This is a genomic window from Ruegeria sp. PrR005 (assembly GCF_010500245.1).
GTDB lineage: Bacteria > Pseudomonadota > Alphaproteobacteria > Rhodobacterales > Rhodobacteraceae > Ruegeria_B > Ruegeria_B marisflavi.
On record NZ_JAAGOX010000003.1, the window covers coordinates 1 to 24,826 of the forward strand.

Here is a 24,826-nt window from a genome sequence, read left to right on the forward strand (position 1 = left end):
CGGGGAAAGGTTCACATGGCTCAGTTCTCAGTGGAAATTATCCGCCGGCCCGGCTCACTTCTGGGTGGAAATCAACAATCGGGACTTCTCGGCAGCGTGCGAAGTGTTCTGCTCGACTTGTAGTCAGCGAGAATTTCTTCCGCGACCTCGGCAGCGTCCAAGCGACTGGTTTCTTAGGTCTATTTGCCAACATACTGGCACTTCACGGAATCATAGAGGAGCGCATGCCAGAACGGCGACCGACCCGACTTGTAGATGCTGAGTCCGCGCCGCAGGTGCTTGATCTGTTTCTTCGCGTTCGGTGATTTTCCGGTCAAACCAAAGACTTACCCCGAGTGTCCAACTTTGTCTAGGTATAGAGCACGCAGATAGCGTCGGCGAAACGATAATAGTATCGGTTTTTTGTCAGTATGTTGTGGTGCCCGGGGGCGGAATCGAACCACCGACACGAGGATTTTCAATCCACTGCTCTACCCCTGAGCTACCCGGGCACGGGAACGGCTTATCCGTTGGGTGCTGGCCTTCTAAGCCGAGAAAAAAGTAGTGTCCAGAGGGTTCTTCAAGTTTTTCAGCCATGCAGTGATTGATCCCCTTAACGCTGGATACTGAGGGACCTTACACTGCTCTGCCCTCTGGAAGCTGGATCGTTTGAAGCTGGAGCTTTCCGCTAGGAATCCTTGGGTGGGAGAAGAGAGAAATTAGATGAAAGTTTCGAACTTCACGGAGGCGCAGAAGGCGTTCATTCTGAAGCAGGGCGAGCAGGGAGCACAGGCAGCCGAGATAAGGAGGATGGATCAACTTGTCCGTCTCTGATAGCGCCCGCTGGCAGATAGCTTGGTTCAGAGCATCAAGGACGAAACCGGTGGTTATTGAGGTCGAGACGCACCAGCCGACAATCTTGCGGGCGAAGACGTCGATGATGAAGGCCACATATGCCAACAACGTCATGCTGGGCTTCTCGCAGCCCTGGAAACCCACGGACAACGGCTTCATCGAGGCGTTCAACTGCAAGTTCAGGGCGGAATGTCTTTTGCTGGACCGAAGTTTCAAAAAAACGGGTTTGGCTCATCAACCTTGAAGCGCCAGCGCAAAAGTTGGAGGCTCAGCGCGACGTCGAGGCCGAGGTGGCACGGCACTGCGTCAAGATAAACAAGGCAGAGACTGTGAGGCAGGGCATCCTTGTCCCAAACCCAAGAGCCTCGGTAAATGCCGTGGTGCATTGATAGCACAGCTGTTTGAAAACAAGGGGCACGCGTGTGGAAGAAGGACTTGTAATGGCCTTTGTGGCCTTTGCGGCCGGCGGGTTGCTGAAAGGCGCGATAGGAGCGGGCACTCCGGTGATCGCAGTGCCTATCATGTCGATTTACTACGGAGTCCCGTTTGCCGTCGCGGTGTTCGCACTGCCCGCCTTTCTGTCCAACCTGTGGCAACTCTGGCGATATCGTACCCAGTTGCCATCGCGCCGCTTTGTTCTGACCATGATGGTGGCCGCCTCGACAGGAGCGGCAGTAGGCAGCCTGGCTCTGGCCAGCCTGCCGTCGCGATTGCTGATGGGCTGCGTCGCAGCAATGGCGCTTGTTTATGTAGTTTTCCGTCTTGCGCGGCCTTCGTGGCATCTGCCCTGGCAAACGGCCGAAAGGGTTGTTGGCCCGGTGGCTTTGGCCTCGGGTGTTTTGCAGGGGGCTGCGGGCATTTCGGCCCCGCTTTCGTTGACCTTCGTCAGTTCATTGGGACTGGAACGGACCGCATTCATCGCCACCATATCGGCCTTTTTCCTGTCGATGTCGGTACTTCAACTCCCCACCCTTTGGACATTGGGCATTTTAACCCCGGAGAGGTTCCTCATCAGCGCGGTCGCGTGTTTGCCCTTGTTCGGAGCCATGCCGATCGGGGCTTGGCTGGCGCGTTTTGTCGATCGACGCAGTTTTGACCGGATCGTGTTGGTGTTGCTGACAGGTGTGGCCTTGCGGCTTTTAGCCGAAGTCTTGTGAAGAAAAGCCCGGCACCATCTCTGGCACCGGGCGTTAGAATTTGAAAACGCTTTTCAGCTGCCACCACTCACACTAAATCGCAGCCATATCGTACTGAGATTTTACGAGTTTGACCACGAGTGTCAACATGATACCAGCAAGCGGATATCAGTAAGTTGAAGCGGTAAAGGTTGCGCAAAACTGCAAACTTGGTAATCAGCCAACCGGTAATCGAGAAACATCTTTGAGCCTGAAAACGAACATTCTATGTACAAAATATCCAAACTGGCGGAACTCCGAAAACTCGTGCACGGCATGGAGCGGTCTCTTGGGTTGCAGGAGTTAAGCCCGGTGGAACGGGACTTGTACTATGCGGCGAGCGAGCTTTCCGAAGACTTCAGACAAGTCCGTACCGTTGGTCTGATCGAGCATTCCTTGTTGACGGACGTCTCGCGCCCCACTTTCTTTAGGGCCCTCAGGTCACTTGTCAGCAAAGGGTACCTGTCGCAATGCTCGTCGGCAAATCGCGGGTGCTATGTTGTAAACCAACCCAAGTCATGAGCGAGTGATGCGGCTGCACACGGGTCGCATGCACGACTTCCTTTTAGAAACGACGATTGCCTCGTCGGTTTATTTCTTCACCGTAGTGATCACATTTCTGATCGTGATCCCGGTGCAGAACATCTTGTTCCCCGAGTATCCCAGCCGCGCCAGCCTGCTTTTCCTTCCGCATGGTGTACGGGTTCTAAGCGCGTGGCTGATGGGATGGAGGGCAATTCCGGCCCTGCTGCCCGGTGTGATCGCCGCGTTTGTCTATGTGGCCGGTTGGGACGCGTTCCTGCCAAGTCGCCTGGTGGCAATTGTTGTGGCGGTAAGTGTCGCCCCCTTCACTTTCCTGGCCCTGAAAGCTGTCGGATACAACCTGTTTCCCTCAGTCGGGCGATCGCCCTGCTGGATCTGCATTCTGGCGGTTGGCGCGATAACATCCATTCTGATATCGGCCCTGACCAACCTTGCCTTCGGCACCAGCACCGTTGAATTCGTGGCCTACCTGATCGGCGATGTGTCGGGGTTGTTCTTTGGATTGCTGGCGCTGATCTACCTGTTTCGTTTTCTTGATCGGGTCCGATAAGTTAACTTGTCATTATTCTGACCAAATGGACATTCATGCAAAGGTAGGCGCAACCGCTTGCCGGTCTGTTGACTATCCTGACAATGCCCGCCGCAAGAGGTTGAGACCCGCAACCAAAAGCACCAGCAACGTGATCTTGCGGAACATGACCTGGTCGATCCGGTCCTGGGCCAGTCCCCCAATCCACATGCCAATGACAGCGGGAACCACCAGAAAACACGAAAACAACACCGTTTCGACCCGCAGAATTCCGGATACCAGATGAGCCCCGACCAGTCCCAGCGCGCCCAGGCCATATATAACGCCCTGGATCCGCATCTGATCCCTCTTTTCCGTGTTCAACGCGGTCAGATAAGCGACCGTGGGCGGCCCCCAGACACCGGACATGCCACCAACCGCCCCGGCCACCGCGCCGACAATAGCTTCGACAGGAAGCGATTGCTGGGACAGGGTGAACCCCAGACCCAGCAGTTGCATCCCCGCAAACAGGACCACGGGAACTGCGATCATCAACAAGAAGGTCTCGGGCGCGACCCGCGTTACCAGTTGGGCACTGATCACAAGGAAAACGAAGCCTACGATCAGGAACACCCGAAAACGCTTTACCGAGTCGATTGCCGCCGACGTGCCTTGCCGCAGGGCCTGCATGCCATTGGTCACAAGGGTCGGCATGATCAAACCTGCCAGCGCCCAGTCCGGCGGAAGCACCATGCTGAGCCCCGAAATCGAGATCATCGGCATGGCAAAACCGACCATGCCCTTGATGCAACCGGCCAACAGCACGATCACAATGGCAAGGATCCAGTTTTCCGGCGAAAGCAGGTCGAGAAAGCTCATCATGCCTTCTCATAGCACTCTCAAGCGGCGCTGCACTGCAAAAGTTTGAGCGCAACATTGAAACGTTTTCAGAGCAAATCACGCATTTTTGTTGCGCTGCATGTGCAAAATGATATGACCGGGCGGACCACGAGAGGATGTGATTCATGGCCCATGACGGACAGGACCCGATGACGATGACCACGCAACCCGTTCTATTGCCCGACCTTCTGCGCCTGACCGGCGCAGCACTTGCCCCAGTGGATGCGCTGTTCGAGCGCGCCCGCGACTCCGTGCGCGAGATGGTGAGCGAAGGCGGCCGCGTGTCCGGGGCCCTGATCGACGCCAATCAGACCGCCGCGCATGGCCTGTCCTGGCTGGCCACCTATCAGCAATCGCTGCGCCAGATGCAGCGCTGGGCCGAGGCGTTGCAGGCCGAGGGCAAGTTCGGCGAGATCGAACAGCTGATCCACCAGATCGCTTTTGGCGAATACCTGCACCAGATGGCCGGTGGCATTCCGATGAACCAGGGCGAGGTGGTCCGGCTTCAGGATCTGGGCCTGGGTTGGGACGCCCTGTCGGGTTTCCAGGCCGCCGAAGTGCAGACCCTGATGGCGAAGGCCAATACACAGGCCGCCCGCACCCGTCTGGTCGAGCTGATGCAGGACCAGGCCGGCGCCACCATGTTCGGCGCCTCGGGTCTGGACGAAGAGTTGGAGATGATCCGCGACCAGTTCCGCCGTTACGCGGTGGAAAAGGTCGAGCCCTTTGCCCATGACTGGCACCTCAAGGACGAGCTGATCCCGATGGAAGTGATCGAGGAACTGGCCGAGATGGGCGTGTTCGGCCTGACCATCCCCGAGGAGTTCGGCGGCTTTGGCCTCTCCAAGGCCTCGATGGTGGTGGTGTCCGAGGAACTCAGCCGTGGTTACATCGGCGTCGGCTCGCTGGGCACCCGATCCGAGATTGCAGCCGAGCTTATCATCGCGGGCGGCACCGACGAACAAAAGGCCAGCTGGCTGCCGCGCATCGCCAGCGCCGAGATCCTGCCCACTGCCGTCTTTACCGAGCCGAACACCGGTTCGGACCTTGGCAGCCTGCGCACCCGCGCGGTCAAGGGCGAAAACGGCGATTACAAGGTCACCGGCAACAAGACCTGGATCACCCACGCCGCGCGCACCCATGTGATGACGCTTTTGGCGCGCACCGATCCCAACACCACGGATTATCGCGGCCTCAGCATGTTCCTGGCCGAAAAAACACCCGGCACCGATGCCGAGCCCTTCCCCACCCCCGGCATGACCGGCGGTGAGATCGAGGTTCTGGGCTATCGCGGCATGAAGGAATATGAGCTGGGCTTTGACGGGTTCCACGTCAAGGGCGAGAACCTGCTGGGCGGCGAAGAGGGCAAAGGCTTCAAACAACTGATGGAGACCTTTGAAAGCGCCCGCATCCAGACCGCCGCCCGCGCCATCGGCGTGGCGCAATCGGCGCTGGATATAGCCATGCAATATGCGCAGGACCGCAAGCAGTTCGGCCGCGCCCTGATCGCGTTTCCCCGCGTCTCCAGCAAGCTGGCGATGATGGCGGTCGAGATCATGATCGCACGCCAGCTGACCTATTTCAGTGCCTGGGAGAAGGATCACGGCCACCGCTGCGATCTCGAGGCCGGGATGGCCAAGCTGCTGGGCGCCCGCGTGGCTTGGGCTGCGGCCGACAATGGGTTGCAGATCCATGGCGGCAACGGGTTTGCGCTGGAATACAAGATCAGCCGCGTGCTTTGCGATGCGCGCATCCTGAATATTTTTGAAGGGGCCGCCGAGATTCAGGCCCAGGTGATCGCCCGCCGCCTGCTGGGCTGATCAATCTTCAAAGGTTTGAATAGCCCGGCCTTACGCCGGGCTTTTTCTTGGCTTCAGGTCACCCGCAGGAACCCGGTCAACCCGGTCTTCTGATGCTCGATCACATGGCAATGGAACGCCCAGTCGCCCGGATTGTCGGCCACCAGCGCGATGTCGATCACCTCGTCCTTCAACAGCAGCATCGTATCGGTCCAGAGCGGCGGCAGGCTGCGCCGGTTCGACGCGATCGGCACGAAGGCCAGCCCGTGCAGGTGGATCGGATGAAGGTTGGGCGATTCGTTGCGCAGCCGCAGAACATAGCTCTTGCCGCGTTCCAGCACCGCCAGCGGCGCCGTGCCCGTCGCCGCATCACCAGCCCAGGCTGCGCGATTGATCGACCAGAACGTATAGCCCAGCGTGCCGCAAAACCCATCATTGGGCGCATTCCCCTCTGGCGTCCAGCCAAAGACGAATTCGTGCATCTCGGCCCGATCCAGATCGGGCTGGGTCAACGGGTTGCGCGGCAGCGGTTTCAATTCGGCCAGATCGCGCGCGGGACCGTTGCCCGTGGCACGCAGCCCGGCCATCAACCGGGGCGGCTGCCCAGGCAGGTCGGCCATCAATCCAACCTGCCGCCCCTCCTCCACCGGCATCGCCACCGCCAGATCGACCCTCTGGCCGGGCGCCAGCAGCAGCGGCGCGCCTGTGCGCGGCACCGGCATCTCGATGCTGACTGGGTGCCCGTCCCAGGCAATGATCCGCGCCACCCCGCCATCGAGATAGAGTTTGTAGATCCGCGTCGTGTCGGTATTGACCACCCGCAGCCGCACCAGCGATCCGGCGCTGTGGTCATAGACCGGCCCCTGCCGCCAGTTTGCGGTCTGCACATTGCCCATGGTGCCGCCGCGCGCCGCGCCACGCGCGGTATAGGCCGGCAGGAAGGCATCTGCTGCATCCAGCCGGAAATCGCGCAGATTGATCACCTCTTCGCTGTCGAACCCCGGATCCTCGGCCTCGGCGATGACCATCACCCCGGTCAGGCCATGGGCCATTTGCTCCATCGTCATGCAATGGGGGTGATACCAATACGTGCCCGCATCGGGCGGGGTATAGGCATAGGCGAAGCCCTCTCCGGGGCCAATCGGCATCTGGGTCAGATAGGGTACCCCGTCCATCGCATTCGCGATCCTCAGCCCGTGCCAATGCATCGCGGTATACTCATCCAGAGTGTTGCGGACAGTGAACCGCATCTCTTGCCCCTGCCGCCCGTACAGAACCGGCGGCGGCGCGTTGGGCGACAGGCTGACCATGCCCTCCGTCCGCTGATGGCGCAGCTGGAACGTGGCGGCCTGGACGACCAACTCCTGCGCCCCGGGCGGGGCCATCGCGGACCCCAGACGCGCCAATCCGGCGGCCCCCAGCAGGGCGGCACCTCCAAACAACAGATCGCGACGAAACATGCGACACCTCATTTCTTAAGATTGGGAAAGAGGCCGGGCTGTCGGTTGGCTGGACCTGTGCGGCAGGGTGGCATGGGGCGGTACCGCCCGCAATGCGCCCTCTGGTCGCTGACATGGCTTTTGCCTCTGGCGAGAGCCGGCAAAACCTTGTAGAGGATGCGACTTGCAACCAGGACCCGCCCCATGACTACACGCGCCGGATTTGTCGCCCTGATCGGAGAGCCCAATGCGGGCAAATCGACCCTGTTGAACCGCATGGTCGGGGCCAAAGTCTCGATCGTCACGCACAAGGTACAGACCACACGCGCCCGTATTCGCGGCGTGGCGATGGAAGGCGAGGCGCAGATCGTCTTTGTCGACACGCCGGGCCTGTTCCAGCCGCGCCGCCGACTGGACCGCGCCATGGTCGCCGCAGCCTGGGGCGGTGCGGCGGATGCCGATATCGTGGTTCTGATGGTCGAGGCACATCGCGGCATAACCGAAGGGGTGGAGCGCATCCTCGAAGGTCTGACCGAGATCGCCAAGGGCCGCACCGTGGCGCTGGCCATCAACAAGATCGACCGGGTACCCGCGGAAAAACTGCTGGGCCTGTCCGAGGCGCTGAACGCGCGTTTCGAGTTTGCCCGCACTTTCATGATTTCGGCCGAGCGCGGCCACGGGGTTGCGGACCTGCGCAAATGGCTGGCGGCGGAACTGCCCGAAGGCCCCTGGCTCTATCCCGAGGATCAGATCGCCGATCTGCCGATGCGGATGATCGCAGCCGAGATCACCCGCGAGAAACTGACCCTGCGCCTGCATCAGGAACTGCCCTATCAGCTGACCGTCGAGACCGAGAATTGGGAAGAGCGCAAGGATGGCTCGGCCCGGATCGACCAAGTGATCTATGTCATGCGCGACGGCCACAAGGGCATCGTGCTGGGCAAGCGCGGCGAGACCGTCAAGGCGGTGGGACAGGCGGCGCGGGCCGAGCTGGAAGAGTTCCTGGACCGAAAGATCCACCTCTTCCTTCAGGTCAAGGTGCGGCCCAACTGGCTGGAAGAGGCCGAGCGCTATTCCGAGATGGGCCTTGATTTCAAGGACGGCAACTGACGGCTTCGGGTCGAAAGGGCAGCGCATGGTAAGGCTGACAGCGGAATTCTGGGTCCACGCCTACCTCGCCCGGCTCAGGCTCAACGACATCCCGGCCTTTGTCACCGCCCATGGCGATAACACCGCCGGTGCCGTTCTAGTCAAGCTGAACACGCTCGATGGGCGTGCAACCGCGCTACACCGGGAATACGACCTGATGACCGGTCTCCGGAAATGGACCGAACTGGCCGCTGGCGACGAGGCAGACGTGGATGCCGCCATCGCCCGCCAACGCGGTTTTGACCCTGACCTTTGGGTGATCGAGGTAGAGGACCGGAAGGGTCGCCACCTGTTGGGTGAAGACGGACTGGAATAACCGGTCTTGCGGCCACCGCCCGCTTGCGGTCAGTCTGTCGCAATGTTCAGGGGGGCCAAATGGACTGGCGCGATCAGGGGATATTGCTGGCAGTGCGCCATCATGGAGAGACCTCGGTCATCATCGAGGTCTTTACTCAGGAACATGGGCGACACGCCGGGGTGGTGCGGGGCGGAACCAGCCGCAAGATCGCACCGATCCTGCAACCCGGCGCCCAACTGGATGTAACCTGGCGTGCGCGGCTCGAGGATCACATCGGCAGTTTCGCGGTCGAACCGCTCAGGTCACGCGCGGCGGCGGCCATGTCCGGGCGGATCGCCCTCGCCGGCCTCAATTCTGTGACCGCGCTTTTGTCCTTTTGCCTGCCCGAACGGGAGCCGCATCCAAATCTTTACCACCACAGCGAGCGCCTGCTCGACCTGCTGGGACAGGACGAGATCTGGCCCCTGGCCTATCTGCGCTGGGAACTCGGTCTGCTGGAGGAGCTTGGCTTCGGCCTTGATCTGAGCGCTTGCGCGGTGACCGGGGCAACGGAGGATCTCGCATATGTCTCGCCACGTACCGGCCGTGCGGTCAGTTCTGCCGCGGCGGGGGATTGGGCGGACCGCTTGCTGCCACTGCCCCCGTGTCTGCGTGGGCAGGGTCCGGCCCCCGATGCCGAGATTGCCGAAGCCTTGCGTACCACCGGATTTTTCATGGAGAACCGGCTTGCCCCGTCACTGGGCAACCGCCCCCTGCCCGAGGCGCGCGGCCGGTTTGTCGATCTCGTCAGTCGGCCGCGTTGAACAGCATTTCGTGCCCTGCCTCGTTCCGCAGGATCAGAATGTTACCCGAAACCTCGGACTGCTCCATCGCCATCAATGCAGCAAAGAAGGTGCCTTCGGCCTCCAGATCGGGACAGGCCGCGCGTGTTGCCACAAGGTCCCGGACTTCGAACCAGGGATAAGGGACGTCCAGCGTGGCGGAATAACCGTTGCAAGGCCCCTGCCCCGCGACACGCCCGGCTTCGGGGAAATCAAGCGTGGCGGAAGCCGGAAAATCAATACCGTCGATACTGTGCAGAACCCAAGCCCGCCCACCGGCGCCATAGGCAGCCACTGTTTCATCCTGCCCACATTGCGACAGCGACAACAGCGGCAGAAACAGCGCCGCGCGGAGCATCAGCCCGCCTCGCCTTCAAGCCGGTCCAGCAGGGCGCGCGCAGCGGACTGTTCGGCCTGGCGTTTCGAACCGGCGGTTGCCCGGGCCTCCCGGCCATCTGTCAGGCGCACCACGATGGTAAAAACCGGGGCGTGATCGGGTCCGGATCGGGAGGCGAGTTCGTAAGCGGGTGGTTTCTGCCCGCGTGCCTGCGCCCATTCCTGAAGCGCAGTCTTGGCGTCCCGGGCATCGGCCTCGACCTGATGGATACGCGCGCCCCAGAGCCGCAGTATGACCTCTTGCGCGGCGTCAAAGCCGCCGTCGCGATAGATCGCGGCGATAACGGCCTCCATCGCGTCGCCCAGGAGCGCCTGTTTGCGTCGGCCGCCCGACATCATCTCGGACCGGCCGAGCTTCAGCACTGTGCCCAGATCAACCTGCCGGGCAACATCGGCGCAGGTTTCCTTGCGCACCAGCGCGTTGAAGCGCGGTGCAAGCTGGCCTTCGGTTGCGTCTTTATCTGCCTCCAGCAAGGCGGAGGCCATCACCAACCCCAGCACCCGGTCGCCCAGAAACTCCAACCGCTGATTGTCGGCCCGCGTGGACGAGGATATCGAGCCATGCGTCAGCGCCCGCACCAACAGTTCCGGCCGGGCGAAGACATAGCCGAGCCGATCCTGAAAGGCAGACATGTCCGCTGATAGTCTCACTCAACCCCCTTGAAGAAGCGGTCACTGCGCCAGGTCCAGAAGAACAGCATCGAGCGGCCAGCGGAGGAGAACATGATGCGATCGGCCCGGCCGATCAGGTTCTCGTAAGGCACATACCCGACGCCACCCGCAGATTGTGGCAAACGGCTGTCGCTGGAATTGTCGCGGTTGTCACCCATGAAGAAGTAATACCCTTCGGGCACTGTATAGACACCGGTATGATCTGACGCCTGATTGCCGATGTTCAGGATCGCGTGGCTTACACCGTTCGGCAGGGTTTCGATCTGACGAGACTTCTGGCAGATGCCGCCATCGCCCACAGGTCCGTTTTCGCACCGCGGCCGCAACCGCTGCGGCCCCTGCGCCTCGGCCGTTTCCTCGAATATCCCGCCATCCTCAAGCTTGACCGCCACGTCATTGATATAAAGCACGCCATCCTTGACCTGGATCCGGTCGCCGGGCAGGCCGATCAGTCGCTTGATGAAATCGCGCCCTGAAACCGGGTGGCGGAAAACCACGACGTCACCTCGTTCGGGTGTGCCGCCCAGAATGCGGGTATTGTCTCCTTTCAGCCAGCCACAGACATCCTCGGCGTCGATGTCGATACCAAAGCGCGGGATCATCAAGCTGGGGCACGAAGCATAGGAATATCCGTAGGCCATCTTGTTGACGAACAGGAAATCGCCGATCAGCAGCGTTTCCTTCATCGAGCCCGACGGGATCCAGAATGGCTGGAAGAACAGGGTGCGGAACACACCCGCGATCAGCAGGGCGTAAACGATCGTCTTGATCGTCTCGACAAAGGAATTTCCGGACTTGGCTTTGCTGGCCATTCGGCTCTCCAGTTTCAGCGGGTGTTTCGTGGGGCTACATGCGGGGCGGGGTCGGGTAAGTCAAGCTTGCCCCGTCTGTATCGGCGCGCGGGCGCGCCTCGATAACGACAAAGGCCTGCGCCCAGGGGTGGTCGTCGGTCAGGGTGACGTGGATGATCGCCTCGTGCCCATCGGGTGTCATCTCGCGCAGGCGTTCCGCCGCCCAGCCCGTGACGTGCATGACCGGCTGGCCGCTGCGCAAATTGGTGACCGCCATGTCACGCCAACTGATGCCCATCCGCAGACCCGTGCCCAATGCCTTGGAGCAGGCCTCTTTCGCCGCCCAACGTTTGGCATAGGTGCCGGCAGTGTCAGCGCGACGCTCGGCCTTGCGCTGTTCGGTTTCGGTAAAGACACGGTTGCGAAACCGATCACCGAACCGGTCGAGCGTACGCTCAATCCGCTCGATATTCGCCAGATCGGTGCCGATGCCCAAAATCATTGCAGCCGCGCCGTCAGCAGTTTCAACGCAGCGCCACCAAAAAGCAGCGCAAAGCTCAACTCGAACCAGCGGCGCAGGCGGCGGTACCCCTCACCGATAGTGCGGGTCGAAAACAGCAGCGCATAGCCCAGAAACAGGCCGGTCGAGGCGGTGATGAGCACGCCGAACAACGTGAACACGCTGCTCAGAGACGCAGCGGGCGGCAACGCGATGGCAAAGACCGCACCCCAGCTCAGGATCGCCTTGGGATTGGTCAGGTGAATCAGATAGCCGCGAAGGAACAGACGCTTGACGCCGCCCGTAGCGGATCTGAAGGGTTTGGCACTGGCCGGGGCCAGACCTGCTCGCAAGGATTTCACCGCCAGCCACAGCAGATAGAGCGCCCCTGCATAACGGACCGTCTCGACAATCCAGACATTCGTCAGCATCAGCGCGCTCATACCCAGCGCAGCGGCCAGTCCCCAACTGGCCGAACCTGCCACGATGCCCAGCGCCACCGCCAGCGCGGCCGCGCGCCCCTCGGCCATGCCGGTTCCGGCAATGGTCAGGGTGGCAGGACCGGGACTGCCCCCCGCCACCAGCCAGGCAAGGACAACGAGGCCGAGCCCGGGTGTCATGCCCGCGCCTCGTCCATCAGGCGGCGCATCTCGGCGATGGCAGGCGTGAGTCCGCGAAAAATCGCCTCGCCGATCAGGAAATGGCCGATATTCAGCTCCACCACCTCGGGAAAGGCCGCAACCGGCTGCACCGTGTCATAGGTCAACCCGTGGCCCGCGTGCACCTCAAGACCCAGCGAATGAGCAAAGGCCGACATCTCGCGCAGAGTCTCCAGCTCGCGGTCGCGGGTGGCAAAATCTCCCTCGGCATGGGCATCGCAATAGGCGCCAGTATGCAGTTCTATCACCTGCGCGCCGATCCGGTGGGCGGCCTCGATCTGTTTCATGTCGGCGGCGATGAAGATCGACACCCGGCAACCGACCTCACGCAGGGGTGCGATGAAATGGGCCAAACGGTTCTCTTCGCGCGCGACTTCAAGACCGCCTTCGGTGGTACGCTCCTCGCGCTTTTCGGGCACGATGCAGACCGCGTGCGGCTTGTGGCGCAGGGCGATCTTCTGCATCTCGTCGGTGGCGGCCATCTCGAAGTTCAGGGGCACGCTCAGCGCCGCCATCAAACCGTCGATATCGGCATCCGTGATATGACGGCGATCCTCGCGCAAATGCGCGGTAATACCGTCCGCCCCCGCCTGTTCGGCGATTTTGGCGGCGCGGATCGGATCCGGATACACACCGCCGCGCGCGTTGCGCACGGTTGCCACATGGTCGATGTTCACGCCAAGACGCAGATATTCAGCAGACATGACAAAGGGTTCCTTTCCGACTCGCTTGCGGCCGACCCTATCCGGGATTTTCCGGGTTTGGCAGGGCGGCCTCTGCCTTTTTCTTGATCGCCTGGAACTTGGCCTTGATCTTGCTGCGGCGACGCTGCTGGTAGGTCCGGATCAGCGGCAGGCTGAGGTAATAGCAGACAACAGCGGTTACGATTCCGGGCAGTATGCCGCCGATCATGTAAGGATAGAAAACCTCTTGAAAGAAAACCTTCAAGGCGTGCCAATCGGCGTTCCTATCTGTGAACAGGGCAATGGAGTTATTCTTGAGATCGCCCGCCGCACTGGCGAACTTGCCCATGAGACCGTGTTCCGAACCTTCCTCGAAATGAGTTCCAAGAATGAAATGCCCGGTTTGCAGCGAGATGACGCCAATTGGCACATACGTCAACGGATTGCCAAAGAAAGTCCCACTGAGGCTTGCCAGGATGTTGCCGTTGATCACCCGCGCCAAAATCACTGCGATGACAAAGTGCATCCCGTAGAACGGGGTGAAAGAGGCAAAGACCCCTGCCCCTATGCCACGGGCGATTCGTTCAGGGCTGTCCGGCAGCCGACGGACCCTGTGTTTTACGTAGTGAAAAGCCCGGGTCCAACCGCCACGCGGCCAGATCAGTTCCCACAGCACCTGCAATGGGGACCGTCGATCTCGGCGCTTGAAAACCACGCGTGGACGTCCTTTCCGTACCCTCTGACCTCTAACTCGCCGCGGCGCCTGCCTTGGCCTTTTCCCTGTAGCGTTCGACCGAGGCCACATCGCTTTCCGCTTCGAGGGTCAGCATCAGCGAGTGCAACTGTTCGACATCACGCAATTCGACACTGATCATCAGCCGATAAAAATCCGGTTTGCGGTCAACAAATTCCAGGTTGGAAATATTCGCCTTCTTCTCGCCAATCAATGTGCAAATCCGTCCCAGTACACCGGCATCGTTGCCGATGGTCAGTTCCAGCGTTGCGCCATAGACTGCCGGATGAGTGCCCGAGTGCCAATGGAGATCGACCCAACGACCTGGCTGATCTTCGAACTCGCTCAGCTTTTCGCAATCGATGGCGTGTACGACCACGCCTTTACCGCGATAGGTAATCCCGACGATGCGTTCGCCCGGCAACGGTTGGCAACAGGACGCGCGATCAAAGCTTTGTCCAGGCTCCAGGCCGATAACGGCCCGCCTGGGTGGGATGGCGTCGCCCTGGTCCGGGGCCAGATCCGGATAGACCGCCTGCACCACGTCATGCGCTGTCAACTCGGCCGACCCGAGCCGGGCCAGCAACTCGTCCCGGTTCTTGAGCCTCAGGTGCTTGGCTGCGGTGTCGAGCGCCTTGTCGGTCGCCTTGCGCCCGACATGTTCAAAAGCCGAGCGTGCCAGCTCGTGCCCAAGTTTGATGAACCGCTCGCGGTCCACCTCACGCAGGGCGCGACGGATCGCGGTCTTGGCCTTGCCGGTGACGGCGATTTCAAGCCAACTCACTTGCGGGGTCTGGCCTTCGGCGGTGATCACCTCGACCGACTGGCCGTTTTTCAACCGCGTCCACAGCGGCACCCGGATTCCGTCCACCTTGGCCCCGACGCAGGCATGGCCGATTCGCGTATGAATGGCGTAGGCATAGTCGATCGGTGTCGCCCCGCGCGGCAGCTTGACCACGTCGCCCTTGGGCGAAAAGCAGAACACCTGGTCCGAATACATCTCAAGCTTGACAGCTTCGAGGAAATCCTCGTGATCTTCCTCGTTGTCGAACTGTTCCGTCAGGCCCGCGATCCATTTGGCCGGATCGACGGCAAAGGGGTTCTGGGTGCGCACCCCGTCACGATAGGACCAATGCGCCGCCACGCCGGTTTCGGCCACGTCATGCATCTGGCGGGTGCGGATCTGCACCTCGACCCGTTTGCCGTCGCGCCCCGAGACGGTGGTGTGGATCGAGCGATAGCCGTTCGATTTCGGCTGGCTGATGTAATCCTTGAACCGCCCCGGCACAGCGCGCCAGCGCTGGTGGATAGCGCCCAGCGTGCGGTAACAATCCTCTTCGGACAGGGTGATGATGCGGAAGCCGTAGATGTCGGACAGGCGCGAGAAGCCCTGATCCTTTTCCTGCATCTTGCGCCAGATCGAATAGGGTTTCTTGGCGCGTCCGAACACCTCGGCTTCGATACCCGCCTTGTCCAGCTCGTGCCGCATGTCGCCGGTGATCCGGTGGATCACGTCGCCGGTTTCGCGTTGCAGCGTAATGAAGCGGCGGATGATCGACTGGCGCCCCTCGGGGTTGAGCACGCGAAAGGCCAGATCCTCCAGCTCTTCACGCATCCACTGCATGCCCATGCGCCCGGCGAGCGGCGCATAGATATCCATGGTCTCGCGCGCCTTGACGGCCTGCTTCTCCGGCCGCATCGCCTTGATGGTGCGCATGTTGTGCAACCGGTCGGCCAGCTTGACCAGGATCACACGCAGGTCCTTGGACATGGCCATGAACAGCTTGCGGAAGTTCTCGGCCTGCTTTGTCTCGCGCGACGACAGTTGCAGATTGGTCAGCTTGGTCACACCATCGACCAGCATCGCCACCTCTTCGCCGAACAGCTCGGACACCTGGCCATAGCTGGCCTTGGTATCCTCGATGGTATCGTGCAGTAGCGCGGTAATGATAGTCGCATCGTCCAGCCGTTGTTCGGTCAGGATGGCCGCAACGGCGACAGGATGAGTGAAATAAGGTTCGCCCGAGTGGCGGAACTGGCCGTCGTGCATTTTTTGCCCGAACTCATAGGCCCGGGCAATGCGTTCGACATTGGTTTTCGGGTTGTAGTTGCGGACCAGCGCAATCAGATCGTCAACAGAAATCATCCTGTCCGCATCCTTTCGCGCGGCGCGCTCAGCCCTGCCCCTGCGCCTCCATCAAGGCACGCAGCAGACGCTCTTCCGACATATCGTCTTCAGCAGGGCGATCCGATTCGGCACCCATCAACAGCGCCATCTGATCGTCCTCGGGTTCGTCGACTTCGATCTGCGTCTGGTTGGCCTCGATCAGGCGCTCACGCAGGCTGTCGGCGCTCTGTGTCTCGTCGGCGATCTCGCGCAGCGAAACGACGGGGTTCTTGTCGTTGTCCCGATCAATCGTGATCGGCGCGCCGGCGGAGATTTCGCGCGCGCGGTGAGCGGCGAGCAATACCAGCTCGAACCGGTTCGGAACCTTGTCTACGCAGTCTTCTACCGTTACGCGGGCCATAAGCGACTCTCCAAAGTGCAACCTTGTCCAGAAAGGACGTATCTAGGCGCGTTTCCCGCGGTTGACAAGCAGGAAATCCCCAGTTTCACAGCGTCAAAGGCTTAACTTCGGCCACGTCCTCCGGGGGCAGGTCGGCAAGCATCTCGACCACGGTCTTGCCCAGAACCGGATGACGCCAATCCGGCGCCACATCGGCCATCGGAACCAGAACAAAGGCGCGGTCCTGCAAGCGCGGGTGGGGGAGGATCAATTCTGATGGTGCGGTTTTCGCCTGTGTTTCGGGCGCGAGGCACCGCCAACTCTCGAACTCTTTGAGGCTCGGCAGAACTCTCTCGCCGTGACAGATCAGGTCGAGATCCAGCGTGCGCATCCCCCATCTCTGCTCGCGCTGTCGTCCGAACAATTCCTCGACACTGTGAAGAACCGCCAGGACATCAACCTCTGATAGATTTCCATTGATGGATATCGCCGCATTGACGTAGTCTGGTCCTGCGCCCGGGGGAAAACAGGGCGTCGAATAGAATCGGCTCTCGGCAGTGGCAATCAAACCCTGTCGTGCGAGTTCCTGGATAGCGTGCCGTAACGTCAGAGCGGGGGGAGTTTGATCAAAACTTAGATTTGCGCCCAAGGCGATAACGGATGTTTGCTGTATTTTGATCATCTTATGTTTCCGTTCACGTCAAGTGCACCCTTGCCATAAATGGCGTTTCACTTACATTGGGAAGACCATTTCGCCGTTTTTTTAGCACTCACTCACGGACACAGGCGAAACGGTCCACACCGGAAGGAACAATTATGTTTTATAAAGACGAACGGCTTGCGCTGTTCATCGACGGTTCGAATCTTTATGCGGCTGCAAAGGCTCTTGGTTTTGACATCGACTATAAGTTGCTTCGCCAAGAGTTTATGCGACGCGGCAAGATGTTGAGAGCCTTCTACTACACGGCGCTGCTGGAGAATGACGAATACTCACCGATCCGTCCACTCGTTGATTGGTTGCACTACAATGGCTTCACCATGGTGACAAAGCCGGCGAAGGAATACACCGACAGCATGGGGCGCCGTAAGGTCAAGGGGAACATGGACATCGAACTGACCGTCGATGCCATGGAATTGGCTCCGCGCGTCGACCATATTGTCCTGTTTTCAGGCGATGGCGATTTCCGGCCGCTGGTGGCCAGCCTCCAGCGCCAAGGGGTTCGTGTCTCGGTCGTTTCGACGATTCGCAGCCAACCCCCGATGATTTCGGACGAATTGCGCCGCCAGGCCGACAACTTCATCGAACTCGAAGAATTGCGTGACGTGATCGGTCGCCCCCCGCGCGACGTTCCGATGGAACCGAGATCGGTCGCGGCGAACGCGCAGTAAAAGCCACGCGCCAAAGCGCAAAGCTCTAATCGCAAAAATAGGACGGCCGGGCGAGCGATCACCCGGCCGTTCTGCGTACTGAAAAATGGACTTCGGACCAATGCCCGTTTTCTAGGCCCGTCACGTGACGGTTTCGTGACGTCATGGCCCGGACTGGACGTTCGTCAGCCAAAGCCTTACCTGTTCCGGGCAAGGAGAAGCCGCCATGACCAAACCGCCCCTTACCCTGTACCTTGCCGCGCCGCGCGGATTTTGCGCCGGCGTCGACCGCGCCATAAAGATTGTCGAAATGGCCATCGAGAAATGGGGCGCGCCAGTCTATGTCCGGCACGAAATCGTGCACAACAAATTCGTGGTCGACGTATTGCGCGCCAAGGGCGCGGTATTCGTCGAGGAACTGGATGAATGCCCCGATGACCGGCCGGTCATCTTCTCGGCTCATGGCGTCCCCAAATCCATTCCGGCCGAGGCCGAGCGCCGCCAGATGGTCTTTGTCGATGCCACCTGCCCGCTGGTGTCCAAGGTTCATATCGAGGCAGAGCGTCACGCCGAAAACGGCCTACAAATCATCATGATCGGCCATCGCGGCCACCCCGAAACCATTGGTACCATGGGGCAATTGCCCGAAGGCGAGGTGCTGCTGGTGGAAACGGTCGAGGACGTGGCCCGCATCGTGGTGCGCGACCCCCAACATCTCGCCTTTGTGACCCAGACCACCCTGTCGGTGGACGATACCCGCGACATCGTCGCGGCTCTTCAGGCGCGGTTCCCGCACATCGTCGGCCCTCACAAGGAAGACATCTGTTACGCCACCACGAATCGGCAGGAAGCGGTCAAGGCGGTTGCTCCCGTGTCCGATGCCCTGCTGGTTGTGGGCGCGCCGAATTCGTCGAATTCGCGCAGGCTGGTCGAGGTCGCGGCCAAGGCAGGGTGCGGATATGCTCAGCTGGTACAACGAGCCGGAGAAATCGACTGGCGTGCTCTGGACGGTATCCGAAGTGTCGCCGTCAGCGCCGGGGCCTCTGCCCCCGAACTACTGGTCAACGAAGTGATCGACGCCTTTCGCGACCGCTTTGCCGTGACAGTCGAAGTGGTCGAGACCGCGATCGAACACGTCGAATTCAAGGTGCCCAGGGTGTTGCGGCAACCCGCATGACCCCGCCCCGACCGGTTCTGACCGGCTACAGCCACAGCATCTATACCCGGATCATCCGCCTGATCCTGTTGGAGAAAGGCATAGCATTCGACTACGTGGAGCATGATCCGTTTGCTCAGGGCACGCTTGGTCCGCACCCATTCGGCCGTGTACCCTTCCTTTGCCATGGGGATTTTGCGATTTACGAAACCGCAGCGATTTCGGCCTATCTGGACGCCGCGTTCGACGGGCCGCCTATGATGCCAGACAGCCCACAGGCAGCCGCCCGGGCGATACAAGTGGTCTGTATTGCCGATGCTTACGCCTATTGGCCGATGGTTCGCCAGATCTACGAACATGCGGTTTTCCGCCCCGCCTACGGCGAACCGAGTGATCCTGCGGAAGTCCAGGACAGCTTGCGCCGCACGCCCAAAGTCCTGGCCGCGCTGGACGAGATTGCACGCGAGGGCCTGGTGTTATCCCAGGGTTTTGGTCGGGCGGAATGCCATCTGGCCCCCATGATAGCCGCGCTCGTACATGCGCCCGAAGGGGCCGACCTGCTGGCCCGCTACCCCGGCCTGTATGAATGGTGGCTGCGGACAGCGCCCCGACCCAGCCTGCGCGAGACTGAAACCTCGCTTCCAAGTGGTAACGTTCAAAGCTAGGCTGGACAGGCTCGAAAACCCCCTCCTCCACGCGTGACGCCAGGGCGAACTATGACAAAAAATGAATACATCGTGGTCGTGAAGAACACCGAGACAACCGCACAATCGTCGGAGAAAAGCTTATGAGCGGTATTCCTCGCGTGCCGCTTTTCCTGGGCCTGGCCGGGCTGCTGCCCTTTATCTGGGGGGCGGCTACCTACCTGCTTCCCGCCTTGCAGGCGTGGGGCGCAGGAATTCTTGGGCCGCGGTTCATCGGCCCCTATGTCCAGATCGCCTACGGCCAAATCATTCTCGCCTTCATGTCGGGGGTTCTCTGGGGATTTGCCACCAAAGCTGACGGCGGGCAGGCCGCGACCGGTTATGTCTTGTCCGTAATCCCTGCTCTTTGGGCGTTCTTCATGACCGGCGGCGGACCGACAAGCGCGGCCGTGAACCTGATTTTCGGCTTCCTGGGCCTTTTGATGCTGGATGCAGCCTTTGCCGCATGGGGGCTGGCGCCAGTGTGGTGGATGCGGTTGCGCCTGGTGCTGACCTTTGTAGTTGTGTCCTGCCTGTCTGCCGGAGTTTTCCTGTGAGCGACCCGGAAACCATTCGCGTTTACCAGAGCCGGGCCGCTGACTACGCGGCCATGACCGACGAACATAACGCAACCGATCCAGAGCTGACGGCTTTTGTCGCAAACCTGCCGCAGGGCTCTCATGTTCTAGATCTGGGCTGTGGCCCGGGAACATCGGCCGCCGCACTGGTACGCGCGGGAATGCGGGTCACCGCCATGGATGCGTCCGCCGAAATGGTGAAACTGGCGGCCCGACATCCCGGCGTCACCGTCCGGCAGGCAACTTTCGATGACGTGGTCGAAATAGCAGAGTTTGACGGCATATGGGCCAATTTCAGTCTCTTGCATGCGCCACGCCACGCCTTTCCCGGACATCTGGCCGTCTTGCACAGGGCCTTGAAACCCGGCGGGCTTTTCCATATCGCCCTAAAGCTCGGCACTGGCGAGGCGCGCGACGCGCTTGGCCGGTTCTACAGCTATTACACGGAAGACGAACTGGAGACGCGGATGCAAGTGGCAGGCTTTACAATCATTGACCGGGCCTTTGGTGCCGGACCTGGATTGAGTGGCGAGGTCTCCGACTGGATCGCGGTGCGCGCCCGTGCCTGAACTTTTTGCCTATACCGACGGTGCCTGTTCGGGAAACCCCGGTCCGGGTGGCTGGGGCGTCTTGCTGCGAGCGGTTGAAGGGGAAACCATCCTCAAGGAACGCGAACTGAATGGTGGAGAAGGCGATACCACCAACAACAGGATGGAACTTCTGGCCGCCATCAACGCGCTGGAAACACTGGAACGCCCCTCGCAGATTACAGTTGTCACTGACAGCGCCTATGTAAAAAACGGCGTGACCGGCTGGATCTTTGGCTGGAAACGCAACGGCTGGAAAACCGCCGACCGCAAGCCGGTCAAGAATGTGGAACTCTGGCAGCGGCTGGACGCGGCACAGGCGCGTCACGACGTGACCTGGAAATGGGTCAAGGGACATGCCGGTCATCCCGAGAACGAGCGCGCCGACGAACTGGCACGCGAGGGAATGAAGCCCTTCAAACCGGCCAAGGCCAAGCCATGAGCCTGCTCGCCCTGCTCGACTATGCTTCGGTCCTGGTCTTTGCCCTGACCGGGGCGCTGGTGGCCAGCCGGGCGCAACTCGATCTGGTAGGGTTTGCCTTTGTCGCCTGCCTGACGGCGGTGGGCGGCGGTACCATGCGTGACCTGCTATTGGATCGCGACCCGGTGTTCTGGGTGGGCCAGCCCGCCTATATCCTGATCGCCTCGGGTGCCGCCGCGCTGGTCTTCTTCACTGCCCATCTGGTCGAAAGCCGCTATCGCCTGCTGATTTGGCTCGACAGTTTCGCGCTGTCCATCGCGGTGGCGGCAGGCACCGGGGTGGCGCTGGCGCAGGCACAACCGCCGGTGATCGTGGTGCTGATGGGCATGATGACCGGCTGTCTGGGCGGGTTGATGCGCGATGTGGTCTGCAACGAAGTGCCACTAGTCCTGAAACAAGGCGAGCTATACGTCTCCTGTGCGCTGGCGGGAGCGGTGGCGGCGGTGATCGCCACCGGGCTGGGGCTCGCCACCCTGACCGCGCTGGGCCTTTGCGCGATTGTCTGCTGGGGTCTGCGCGCCGGCTCGCTGATCTTTGGCTGGCGCCTGCCGGTCTATAAAAGCCGCCCGCCGCGCACGCGCGGCTGACACCCCTTCATTTCGCCAAAATACTCCGGTGCGCGAGGCAGAGCCTCGCATCCGCCCTGCCAGTCTCAGCGCCGCCGCAAATAGGTCTGCCAGAGCCAGACCACGAGAAGCGCCCCCAGCACCGCGCCGACAAAGCCTGACAGCCATCCCATCATGGTCAAGAGGCCGCGCAGGATCAGCCCGCCGATCAGCGCGCCCACGATGCCAATCAGCATGGTGGTGGGAATATCCGCCTCGACCCGCATCAGACGGGTGGCCAGGAAACCGGCTGCGGCGCCGATGATGATCAGGGCAACTACATGCATCTCATTTCCTCCAGTGGAACGGCACGATGATCAGCGCCCCGATGGACGAAAGAATGGCGTTCATCCCCGGAGAGGCAAACCCGATCCCGAACATGATCCGCACAAAGTAAAACAGGAACGCCCCGCCGACGCAGATGATGATGGATTGCAGATAGCCGTTATGGGTGAACCCCGATTTTTCGGAGATGTAGCCGACAATCCCGGCGATAACGACCGTTCCCATCAGAACCATGAACATGCGCAAAGCCCCTTCTACAGGCGGGTTCCCCTTGGCACGGGCCAGCCGCGCAGGAAGATGTCGGCATCCTGCGCCCCTTTGCCCGCTCGTTGCAAGCGGGTGAGTGACACTGCACCCGTGCCGCAAGCCACGGTCAACGCATCATCCAGTACCTCACCCGGGGTGCCCTGCCCCATGGTCAGGCGCGAGGCGAGCAGCTTCACCCGTTCACCCGCGATCTCGGTCCAGGCGCCGGGAAAGGGCGAGAGACCCCGGATCTGCCGGTCGATCTCGACCGCCGGGCGGGTCCAGTCCACCCGCGCCTCAGCCTTGTCGATCTTGGCGGCATAGGTGACGCCCACCTCGGGCTGCGGCTCGGGCGTCAATTCGGGCAGGCACGCCAGCGCTTCGACGACCAGATCGGCGCCCATTGCTGACAGTCGGTCATGCAAGGCGCCGGTGTTTTCCTCCGCCCCGATGGATATCGCGGCGCGCAGCAGCACCGGACCGGTATCCAAGCCTGCCTCCATTTGCATGATGCAGATACCGGTCTGATCATCCCCCGCCATAATCGCCCGGTGAATCGGCGCCGCGCCACGCCAGCGGGGCAACAGGCTGGCGTGGATATTGAGGCAGCCGTGGCGCGGCGCGTCCAGCACCGGCTGCGGCAGGATCAGCCCATAGGCCACCACCACCGCCACATCGGCGCCCAGCGCCACGAAATCCGCCTGCGCCTCGGCCTCTTTCAGCGAAACCGGGTGGCGCACCTCCAGCCCTAGCTCCAGCGCGCGGGCATGGACGGGCGTCGGGCGGTCCTTTTTGCCGCGCCCCGCCGGGCGGGGCGGCTGGCAATAGACGGCGGCGATCTCATGCCCGGCCTCTACCAGCGCATCTAGCACTGGGACCGAGAAATCGGGGGTTCCCATGAACACGACGCGCATCGCCTCAGCCCCCCATCTTGCGCGCCTTGCGCAGCAGCATGTCGCGTTTCACCTTGCTGAGATTGTCGAAATACATCCGCCCGTTCAGGTGGTCGATCTGATGCTGCACGCTGGTCGCCTCGATGCCGACAAAATCCCGCCGGTCGACCTGACCCTGTTCGTTCAGGAACCGCACCGTCACCGCACGCGGGCGCTTCAGCCTGGCAGAGACGCCGGGCAGGTTGGGGCTGGCCTCGTCATGTTCGCGCAACTCGACCGAGGCATGCAGGATCTCAGGGTTCGCCAGACGCACCGCACGGCCCCGCTCGGACGAGCCATCGACCACCGCCAGCCGCAGCATCACCCCGATCTGCGGCGCGGCCAGGCCCACACCCGGCATCGCCTCCATCGTGTCGATCATGTCGTCCCAGATGGCGCGGATCTCGTCGGTGATTTCACTCACTTCGGCGGCGCGGGTGCGCAAATGCTTGTCGGGCCAGGGCAGGCAACGGCGGACGGTCATGGATGGTTTCCCTCATAAGCGGACAGCATGGCGGCGCGGGCCTGCGGGTCCAGATGATCCAGCGTGACGACCCCGTTGAGATGATCGAACTCATGCTGGATGCAACGCGCCTCGAACCCGTCGAAATCGGCCATGTGAATGTCGCCCTCGGGCGCGGTCCATTGCACGGTTACCGCCTTGGGCCGAGTGACGGGCACCGAGAGGCCTGGGATCGAGAGGCACACCTCCTCCATCTCGACCGGCACCCGCTCGGCGGCCATGATCACCGGGTTGATCATGGCCATCGGGCTGGAGGTGCCCTCTTTCCAGCCCACATCCATGACAAAGAACCGCTGCATCACCCCCACCTGCGGCGCGGCCAGCCCGCGCCCTTTGGCGGCATACATGGTGTCGAACATGTCGCGGATCAGATCGTCGGGCACGATCCCCTCGACCGGGTCACAGCGTTGCGACAGGCGTGCATCGGGCCATGTCAGGATCGGCAGGACACTCACGCCCTCGCCCGCTCGCGCTTCAGCTTCTGCATCTTGCGGGTGATCATCTGGCGTTTCAGCGGCTTGAGATAGTCGATGAACAGCTTGCCATCCAGATGGTCGATCTCGTGCTGCACGCAGGTAGCCCAGAGCCCATCAAAGGTCTCGCTTTGCAACTTGCCGTCGCGGTCGATCCATTCCACATCCACCACCTTGGGGCGGGTCACCTCGGCATATTGCTCGGGGATGGACAGGCAGCCTTCCTCGTAAACATTCGTCTCGTCCGAGCTGGCCAGGATACGCGGGTTGAACATAACAAGCGGGCGGGCGGGCGCGCTTTCTTCCTTGACGCAATCCAGCACGATCAAACGGTCGAGTACGCCGATCTGCGGCGCCGCCAGACCGATGCCCGGCGCGTCATACATGGTTTCCAGCATGTCGTCGGCCAGTGCACGCAGTTCGTCCGAGATATCGGCAACGGGCGCGCAGACCTTTTTCAGGCGCGGATCGGGATGAATGAGAATAGCACGTTTCATGGCCCC

Annotated in this window: 31 protein-coding genes, 1 tRNA gene and 2 pseudogenes; 14 read left to right on the plus strand and 20 right to left on the minus strand. The window is 61.3% G+C overall.

Annotated elements, in window-relative coordinates; all coding sequences use genetic code 11:
- Positions 1–416 precede the first annotated feature (416 nt).
- Positions 417–491: transfer RNA gene (locus tag G0P99_RS01940), tRNA-Phe, on the minus strand.
- A 298-nt stretch (positions 492–789) separates the two neighbouring features.
- A pseudogene (locus tag G0P99_RS25015) lies at positions 790–933 on the minus strand (DDE-type integrase/transposase/recombinase); the annotation flags it as partial.
- Here G0P99_RS25015 and G0P99_RS24400 point away from each other — a divergent pair.
- The 3 genes and pseudogenes from G0P99_RS24400 to G0P99_RS01960 form a co-directional block, all read left to right on the plus strand.
- Positions 932–1,030, plus strand: a pseudogene (locus tag G0P99_RS24400) (integrase core domain-containing protein); the annotation flags it as partial. The pseudogenes G0P99_RS25015 and G0P99_RS24400 overlap by 2 nt on opposite strands.
- A gap of 244 nt (positions 1,031–1,274) precedes the next feature.
- Positions 1,275–1,991: a sulfite exporter TauE/SafE family protein gene (locus tag G0P99_RS01955; protein ID WP_164127178.1), complete on the plus strand. Its 717-nt coding sequence runs from the start codon at positions 1,275–1,277 to the stop codon at positions 1,989–1,991.
- A gap of 547 nt (positions 1,992–2,538) precedes the next feature.
- Positions 2,539–3,102, plus strand: a complete 564-nt coding sequence (locus tag G0P99_RS01960; protein ID WP_239059641.1) for a hypothetical protein — start codon at positions 2,539–2,541, stop codon at positions 3,100–3,102.
- A 72-nt stretch (positions 3,103–3,174) separates the two neighbouring features.
- Here G0P99_RS01960 and G0P99_RS01965 read toward each other — a convergent pair whose 3' ends face one another.
- Positions 3,175–3,942, minus strand: a complete 768-nt coding sequence (locus G0P99_RS01965; protein WP_164127179.1) for a sulfite exporter TauE/SafE family protein — start codon at positions 3,940–3,942, stop codon at positions 3,175–3,177.
- A 143-nt stretch (positions 3,943–4,085) separates the two neighbouring features.
- Here G0P99_RS01965 and G0P99_RS01970 point away from each other — a divergent pair, with 143 nt between their 5' ends.
- Positions 4,086–5,780, plus strand: coding sequence for an acyl-CoA dehydrogenase family protein (locus G0P99_RS01970; RefSeq protein WP_164127180.1), 1,695 nt, complete (start codon positions 4,086–4,088; stop codon positions 5,778–5,780).
- Between the two features lie 53 nt (positions 5,781–5,833).
- On the opposite strand, the gene G0P99_RS01975 is transcribed toward G0P99_RS01970, so the two are convergent.
- A complete protein-coding gene (locus G0P99_RS01975) occupies positions 5,834–7,219 on the minus strand; it encodes a multicopper oxidase family protein (RefSeq protein ID WP_164127181.1) in 1,386 nt (461 codons plus the stop codon).
- Positions 7,220–7,402: 183 nt separating this feature from the next.
- Between G0P99_RS01975 and era the strand changes: the two genes are divergently transcribed.
- Genes era through recO form a run of 3 tightly spaced genes read left to right on the plus strand, consistent with a single transcriptional unit; the run spans position 7,403 to position 9,448 of the window.
- Positions 7,403–8,308: a GTPase Era gene (gene era / locus G0P99_RS01980; protein WP_164127182.1), complete on the plus strand. Its 906-nt coding sequence runs from the start codon at positions 7,403–7,405 to the stop codon at positions 8,306–8,308.
- Positions 8,309–8,333: 25 nt separating this feature from the next.
- Entirely contained in the window at positions 8,334–8,663 is a 330-nt protein-coding gene (locus G0P99_RS01985; protein WP_164127183.1) for a DUF1491 family protein, read from the plus strand.
- Positions 8,664–8,722: 59 nt separating this feature from the next.
- Complete coding sequence (recO, locus tag G0P99_RS01990; protein WP_164127184.1) at positions 8,723–9,448, plus strand: DNA repair protein RecO; 726 nt, start codon at positions 8,723–8,725, stop codon at positions 9,446–9,448.
- On the opposite strand, the gene G0P99_RS01995 is transcribed toward recO, so the two are convergent.
- The 10 genes from G0P99_RS01995 to folK all read right to left on the minus strand — a co-directional run bounded on the left by G0P99_RS01995 (position 9,432) and on the right by folK (position 17,088).
- Positions 9,432–9,824: an META domain-containing protein gene (locus tag G0P99_RS01995; protein WP_164127185.1), complete on the minus strand. Its 393-nt coding sequence runs from the start codon at positions 9,822–9,824 to the stop codon at positions 9,432–9,434. The genes recO and G0P99_RS01995 overlap by 17 nt on opposite strands.
- Positions 9,824–10,513 (minus strand): ribonuclease III, encoded by a 690-nt coding sequence (rnc, locus tag G0P99_RS02000; protein ID WP_164127187.1) that lies wholly within the window; start codon positions 10,511–10,513, stop codon positions 9,824–9,826. Before rnc ends, G0P99_RS01995 begins: the two co-directional genes overlap by 1 nt.
- Positions 10,510–11,346 carry a signal peptidase I gene (lepB, locus tag G0P99_RS02005; protein ID WP_164127189.1) on the minus strand — a complete coding sequence of 279 codons (837 nt, stop codon included), beginning with the start codon at positions 11,344–11,346 and terminating at the stop codon, positions 10,510–10,512. The genes rnc and lepB overlap by 4 nt, the downstream gene beginning before the upstream one ends.
- A gap of 34 nt (positions 11,347–11,380) precedes the next feature.
- Positions 11,381–11,827, minus strand: a complete 447-nt coding sequence (gene acpS / locus G0P99_RS02010; RefSeq protein WP_164127192.1) for a holo-ACP synthase — start codon at positions 11,825–11,827, stop codon at positions 11,381–11,383.
- Positions 11,824–12,444 (minus strand): LysE family translocator, encoded by a 621-nt coding sequence (locus tag G0P99_RS02015; RefSeq protein WP_164127194.1) that lies wholly within the window; start codon positions 12,442–12,444, stop codon positions 11,824–11,826. Before G0P99_RS02015 ends, acpS begins: the two co-directional genes overlap by 4 nt.
- Positions 12,441–13,187, minus strand: coding sequence for a pyridoxine 5'-phosphate synthase (locus G0P99_RS02020; protein WP_164127196.1), 747 nt, complete (start codon positions 13,185–13,187; stop codon positions 12,441–12,443). Before G0P99_RS02020 ends, G0P99_RS02015 begins: the two co-directional genes overlap by 4 nt.
- A gap of 37 nt (positions 13,188–13,224) precedes the next feature.
- Positions 13,225–13,881 (minus strand): DUF2062 domain-containing protein, encoded by a 657-nt coding sequence (locus G0P99_RS02025; protein WP_164127198.1) that lies wholly within the window; start codon positions 13,879–13,881, stop codon positions 13,225–13,227.
- 31 nt (positions 13,882–13,912) lie between these two features.
- Positions 13,913–16,045, minus strand: coding sequence for a bifunctional (p)ppGpp synthetase/guanosine-3',5'-bis(diphosphate) 3'-pyrophosphohydrolase (locus G0P99_RS02030; RefSeq protein ID WP_164127200.1), 2,133 nt, complete (start codon positions 16,043–16,045; stop codon positions 13,913–13,915).
- Between the two features lie 28 nt (positions 16,046–16,073).
- Complete coding sequence (rpoZ, locus tag G0P99_RS02035) at positions 16,074–16,427, minus strand: DNA-directed RNA polymerase subunit omega (RefSeq protein ID WP_164127202.1); 354 nt, start codon at positions 16,425–16,427, stop codon at positions 16,074–16,076.
- An 85-nt stretch (positions 16,428–16,512) separates the two neighbouring features.
- Positions 16,513–17,088 carry a 2-amino-4-hydroxy-6-hydroxymethyldihydropteridine diphosphokinase gene (gene folK, locus G0P99_RS02040; RefSeq protein WP_164127204.1) on the minus strand — a complete coding sequence of 192 codons (576 nt, stop codon included), beginning with the start codon at positions 17,086–17,088 and terminating at the stop codon, positions 16,513–16,515.
- A gap of 134 nt (positions 17,089–17,222) precedes the next feature.
- Here folK and G0P99_RS02045 point away from each other — a divergent pair, with 134 nt between their 5' ends.
- The 7 genes from G0P99_RS02045 to G0P99_RS02075 all read left to right on the plus strand — a co-directional run bounded on the left by G0P99_RS02045 (position 17,223) and on the right by G0P99_RS02075 (position 21,846).
- Positions 17,223–17,795, plus strand: coding sequence for an NYN domain-containing protein (locus G0P99_RS02045; protein WP_164127206.1), 573 nt, complete (start codon positions 17,223–17,225; stop codon positions 17,793–17,795).
- Positions 17,796–18,000: 205 nt separating this feature from the next.
- Positions 18,001–18,951, plus strand: a complete 951-nt coding sequence (gene ispH / locus G0P99_RS02050; RefSeq protein ID WP_164127208.1) for a 4-hydroxy-3-methylbut-2-enyl diphosphate reductase — start codon at positions 18,001–18,003, stop codon at positions 18,949–18,951.
- Positions 18,948–19,595, plus strand: coding sequence for a glutathione S-transferase family protein (locus tag G0P99_RS02055; protein WP_164127210.1), 648 nt, complete (start codon positions 18,948–18,950; stop codon positions 19,593–19,595). The genes ispH and G0P99_RS02055 overlap by 4 nt, the downstream gene beginning before the upstream one ends.
- 122 nt (positions 19,596–19,717) lie before the next feature.
- On the plus strand, positions 19,718–20,170 hold the full coding sequence (locus G0P99_RS02060) for a DUF3429 domain-containing protein (RefSeq protein ID WP_164127212.1): 453 nt from the start codon (positions 19,718–19,720) through the stop codon (positions 20,168–20,170).
- Positions 20,167–20,760: a class I SAM-dependent methyltransferase gene (locus tag G0P99_RS02065; protein ID WP_164127214.1), complete on the plus strand. Its 594-nt coding sequence runs from the start codon at positions 20,167–20,169 to the stop codon at positions 20,758–20,760. The genes G0P99_RS02060 and G0P99_RS02065 overlap by 4 nt, the downstream gene beginning before the upstream one ends.
- Positions 20,753–21,220 (plus strand): ribonuclease HI, encoded by a 468-nt coding sequence (rnhA, locus tag G0P99_RS02070; RefSeq protein WP_164127216.1) that lies wholly within the window; start codon positions 20,753–20,755, stop codon positions 21,218–21,220. Before G0P99_RS02065 ends, rnhA begins: the two co-directional genes overlap by 8 nt.
- Positions 21,217–21,846, plus strand: a complete 630-nt coding sequence (locus G0P99_RS02075; protein WP_164127218.1) for a trimeric intracellular cation channel family protein — start codon at positions 21,217–21,219, stop codon at positions 21,844–21,846. The genes rnhA and G0P99_RS02075 overlap by 4 nt, the downstream gene beginning before the upstream one ends.
- A 65-nt stretch (positions 21,847–21,911) precedes the next feature.
- On the opposite strand, the gene G0P99_RS02080 is transcribed toward G0P99_RS02075, so the two are convergent.
- Genes G0P99_RS02080 through def (G0P99_RS02105) form a run of 6 tightly spaced genes read right to left on the minus strand, consistent with a single transcriptional unit; the run spans position 21,912 to position 24,820 of the window.
- Positions 21,912–22,151, minus strand: coding sequence for a GlsB/YeaQ/YmgE family stress response membrane protein (locus G0P99_RS02080; protein ID WP_164127220.1), 240 nt, complete (start codon positions 22,149–22,151; stop codon positions 21,912–21,914).
- Position 22,152: 1 nt separating this feature from the next.
- On the minus strand, positions 22,153–22,389 hold the full coding sequence (locus tag G0P99_RS02085; RefSeq protein WP_164127222.1) for a hypothetical protein: 237 nt from the start codon (positions 22,387–22,389) through the stop codon (positions 22,153–22,155).
- A gap of 14 nt (positions 22,390–22,403) precedes the next feature.
- On the minus strand, positions 22,404–23,309 hold the full coding sequence (fmt, locus tag G0P99_RS02090) for a methionyl-tRNA formyltransferase (protein ID WP_164127224.1): 906 nt from the start codon (positions 23,307–23,309) through the stop codon (positions 22,404–22,406).
- Positions 23,310–23,313: 4 nt separating this feature from the next.
- Positions 23,314–23,811, minus strand: coding sequence for a peptide deformylase (gene def / locus G0P99_RS02095; RefSeq protein WP_164127226.1), 498 nt, complete (start codon positions 23,809–23,811; stop codon positions 23,314–23,316).
- Positions 23,808–24,305 carry a peptide deformylase gene (gene def / locus G0P99_RS02100; protein WP_164127228.1) on the minus strand — a complete coding sequence of 166 codons (498 nt, stop codon included), beginning with the start codon at positions 24,303–24,305 and terminating at the stop codon, positions 23,808–23,810. The genes def (G0P99_RS02095) and def (G0P99_RS02100) overlap by 4 nt, the downstream gene beginning before the upstream one ends.
- The gene (def, locus tag G0P99_RS02105) at positions 24,302–24,820 is read right to left on the minus strand and encodes a peptide deformylase (protein WP_164127230.1); all 519 of its coding nucleotides are present in this window, start codon (positions 24,818–24,820) and stop codon (positions 24,302–24,304) included. Before def (G0P99_RS02105) ends, def (G0P99_RS02100) begins: the two co-directional genes overlap by 4 nt.
- Positions 24,821–24,826: the final 6 nt, after the last annotated feature.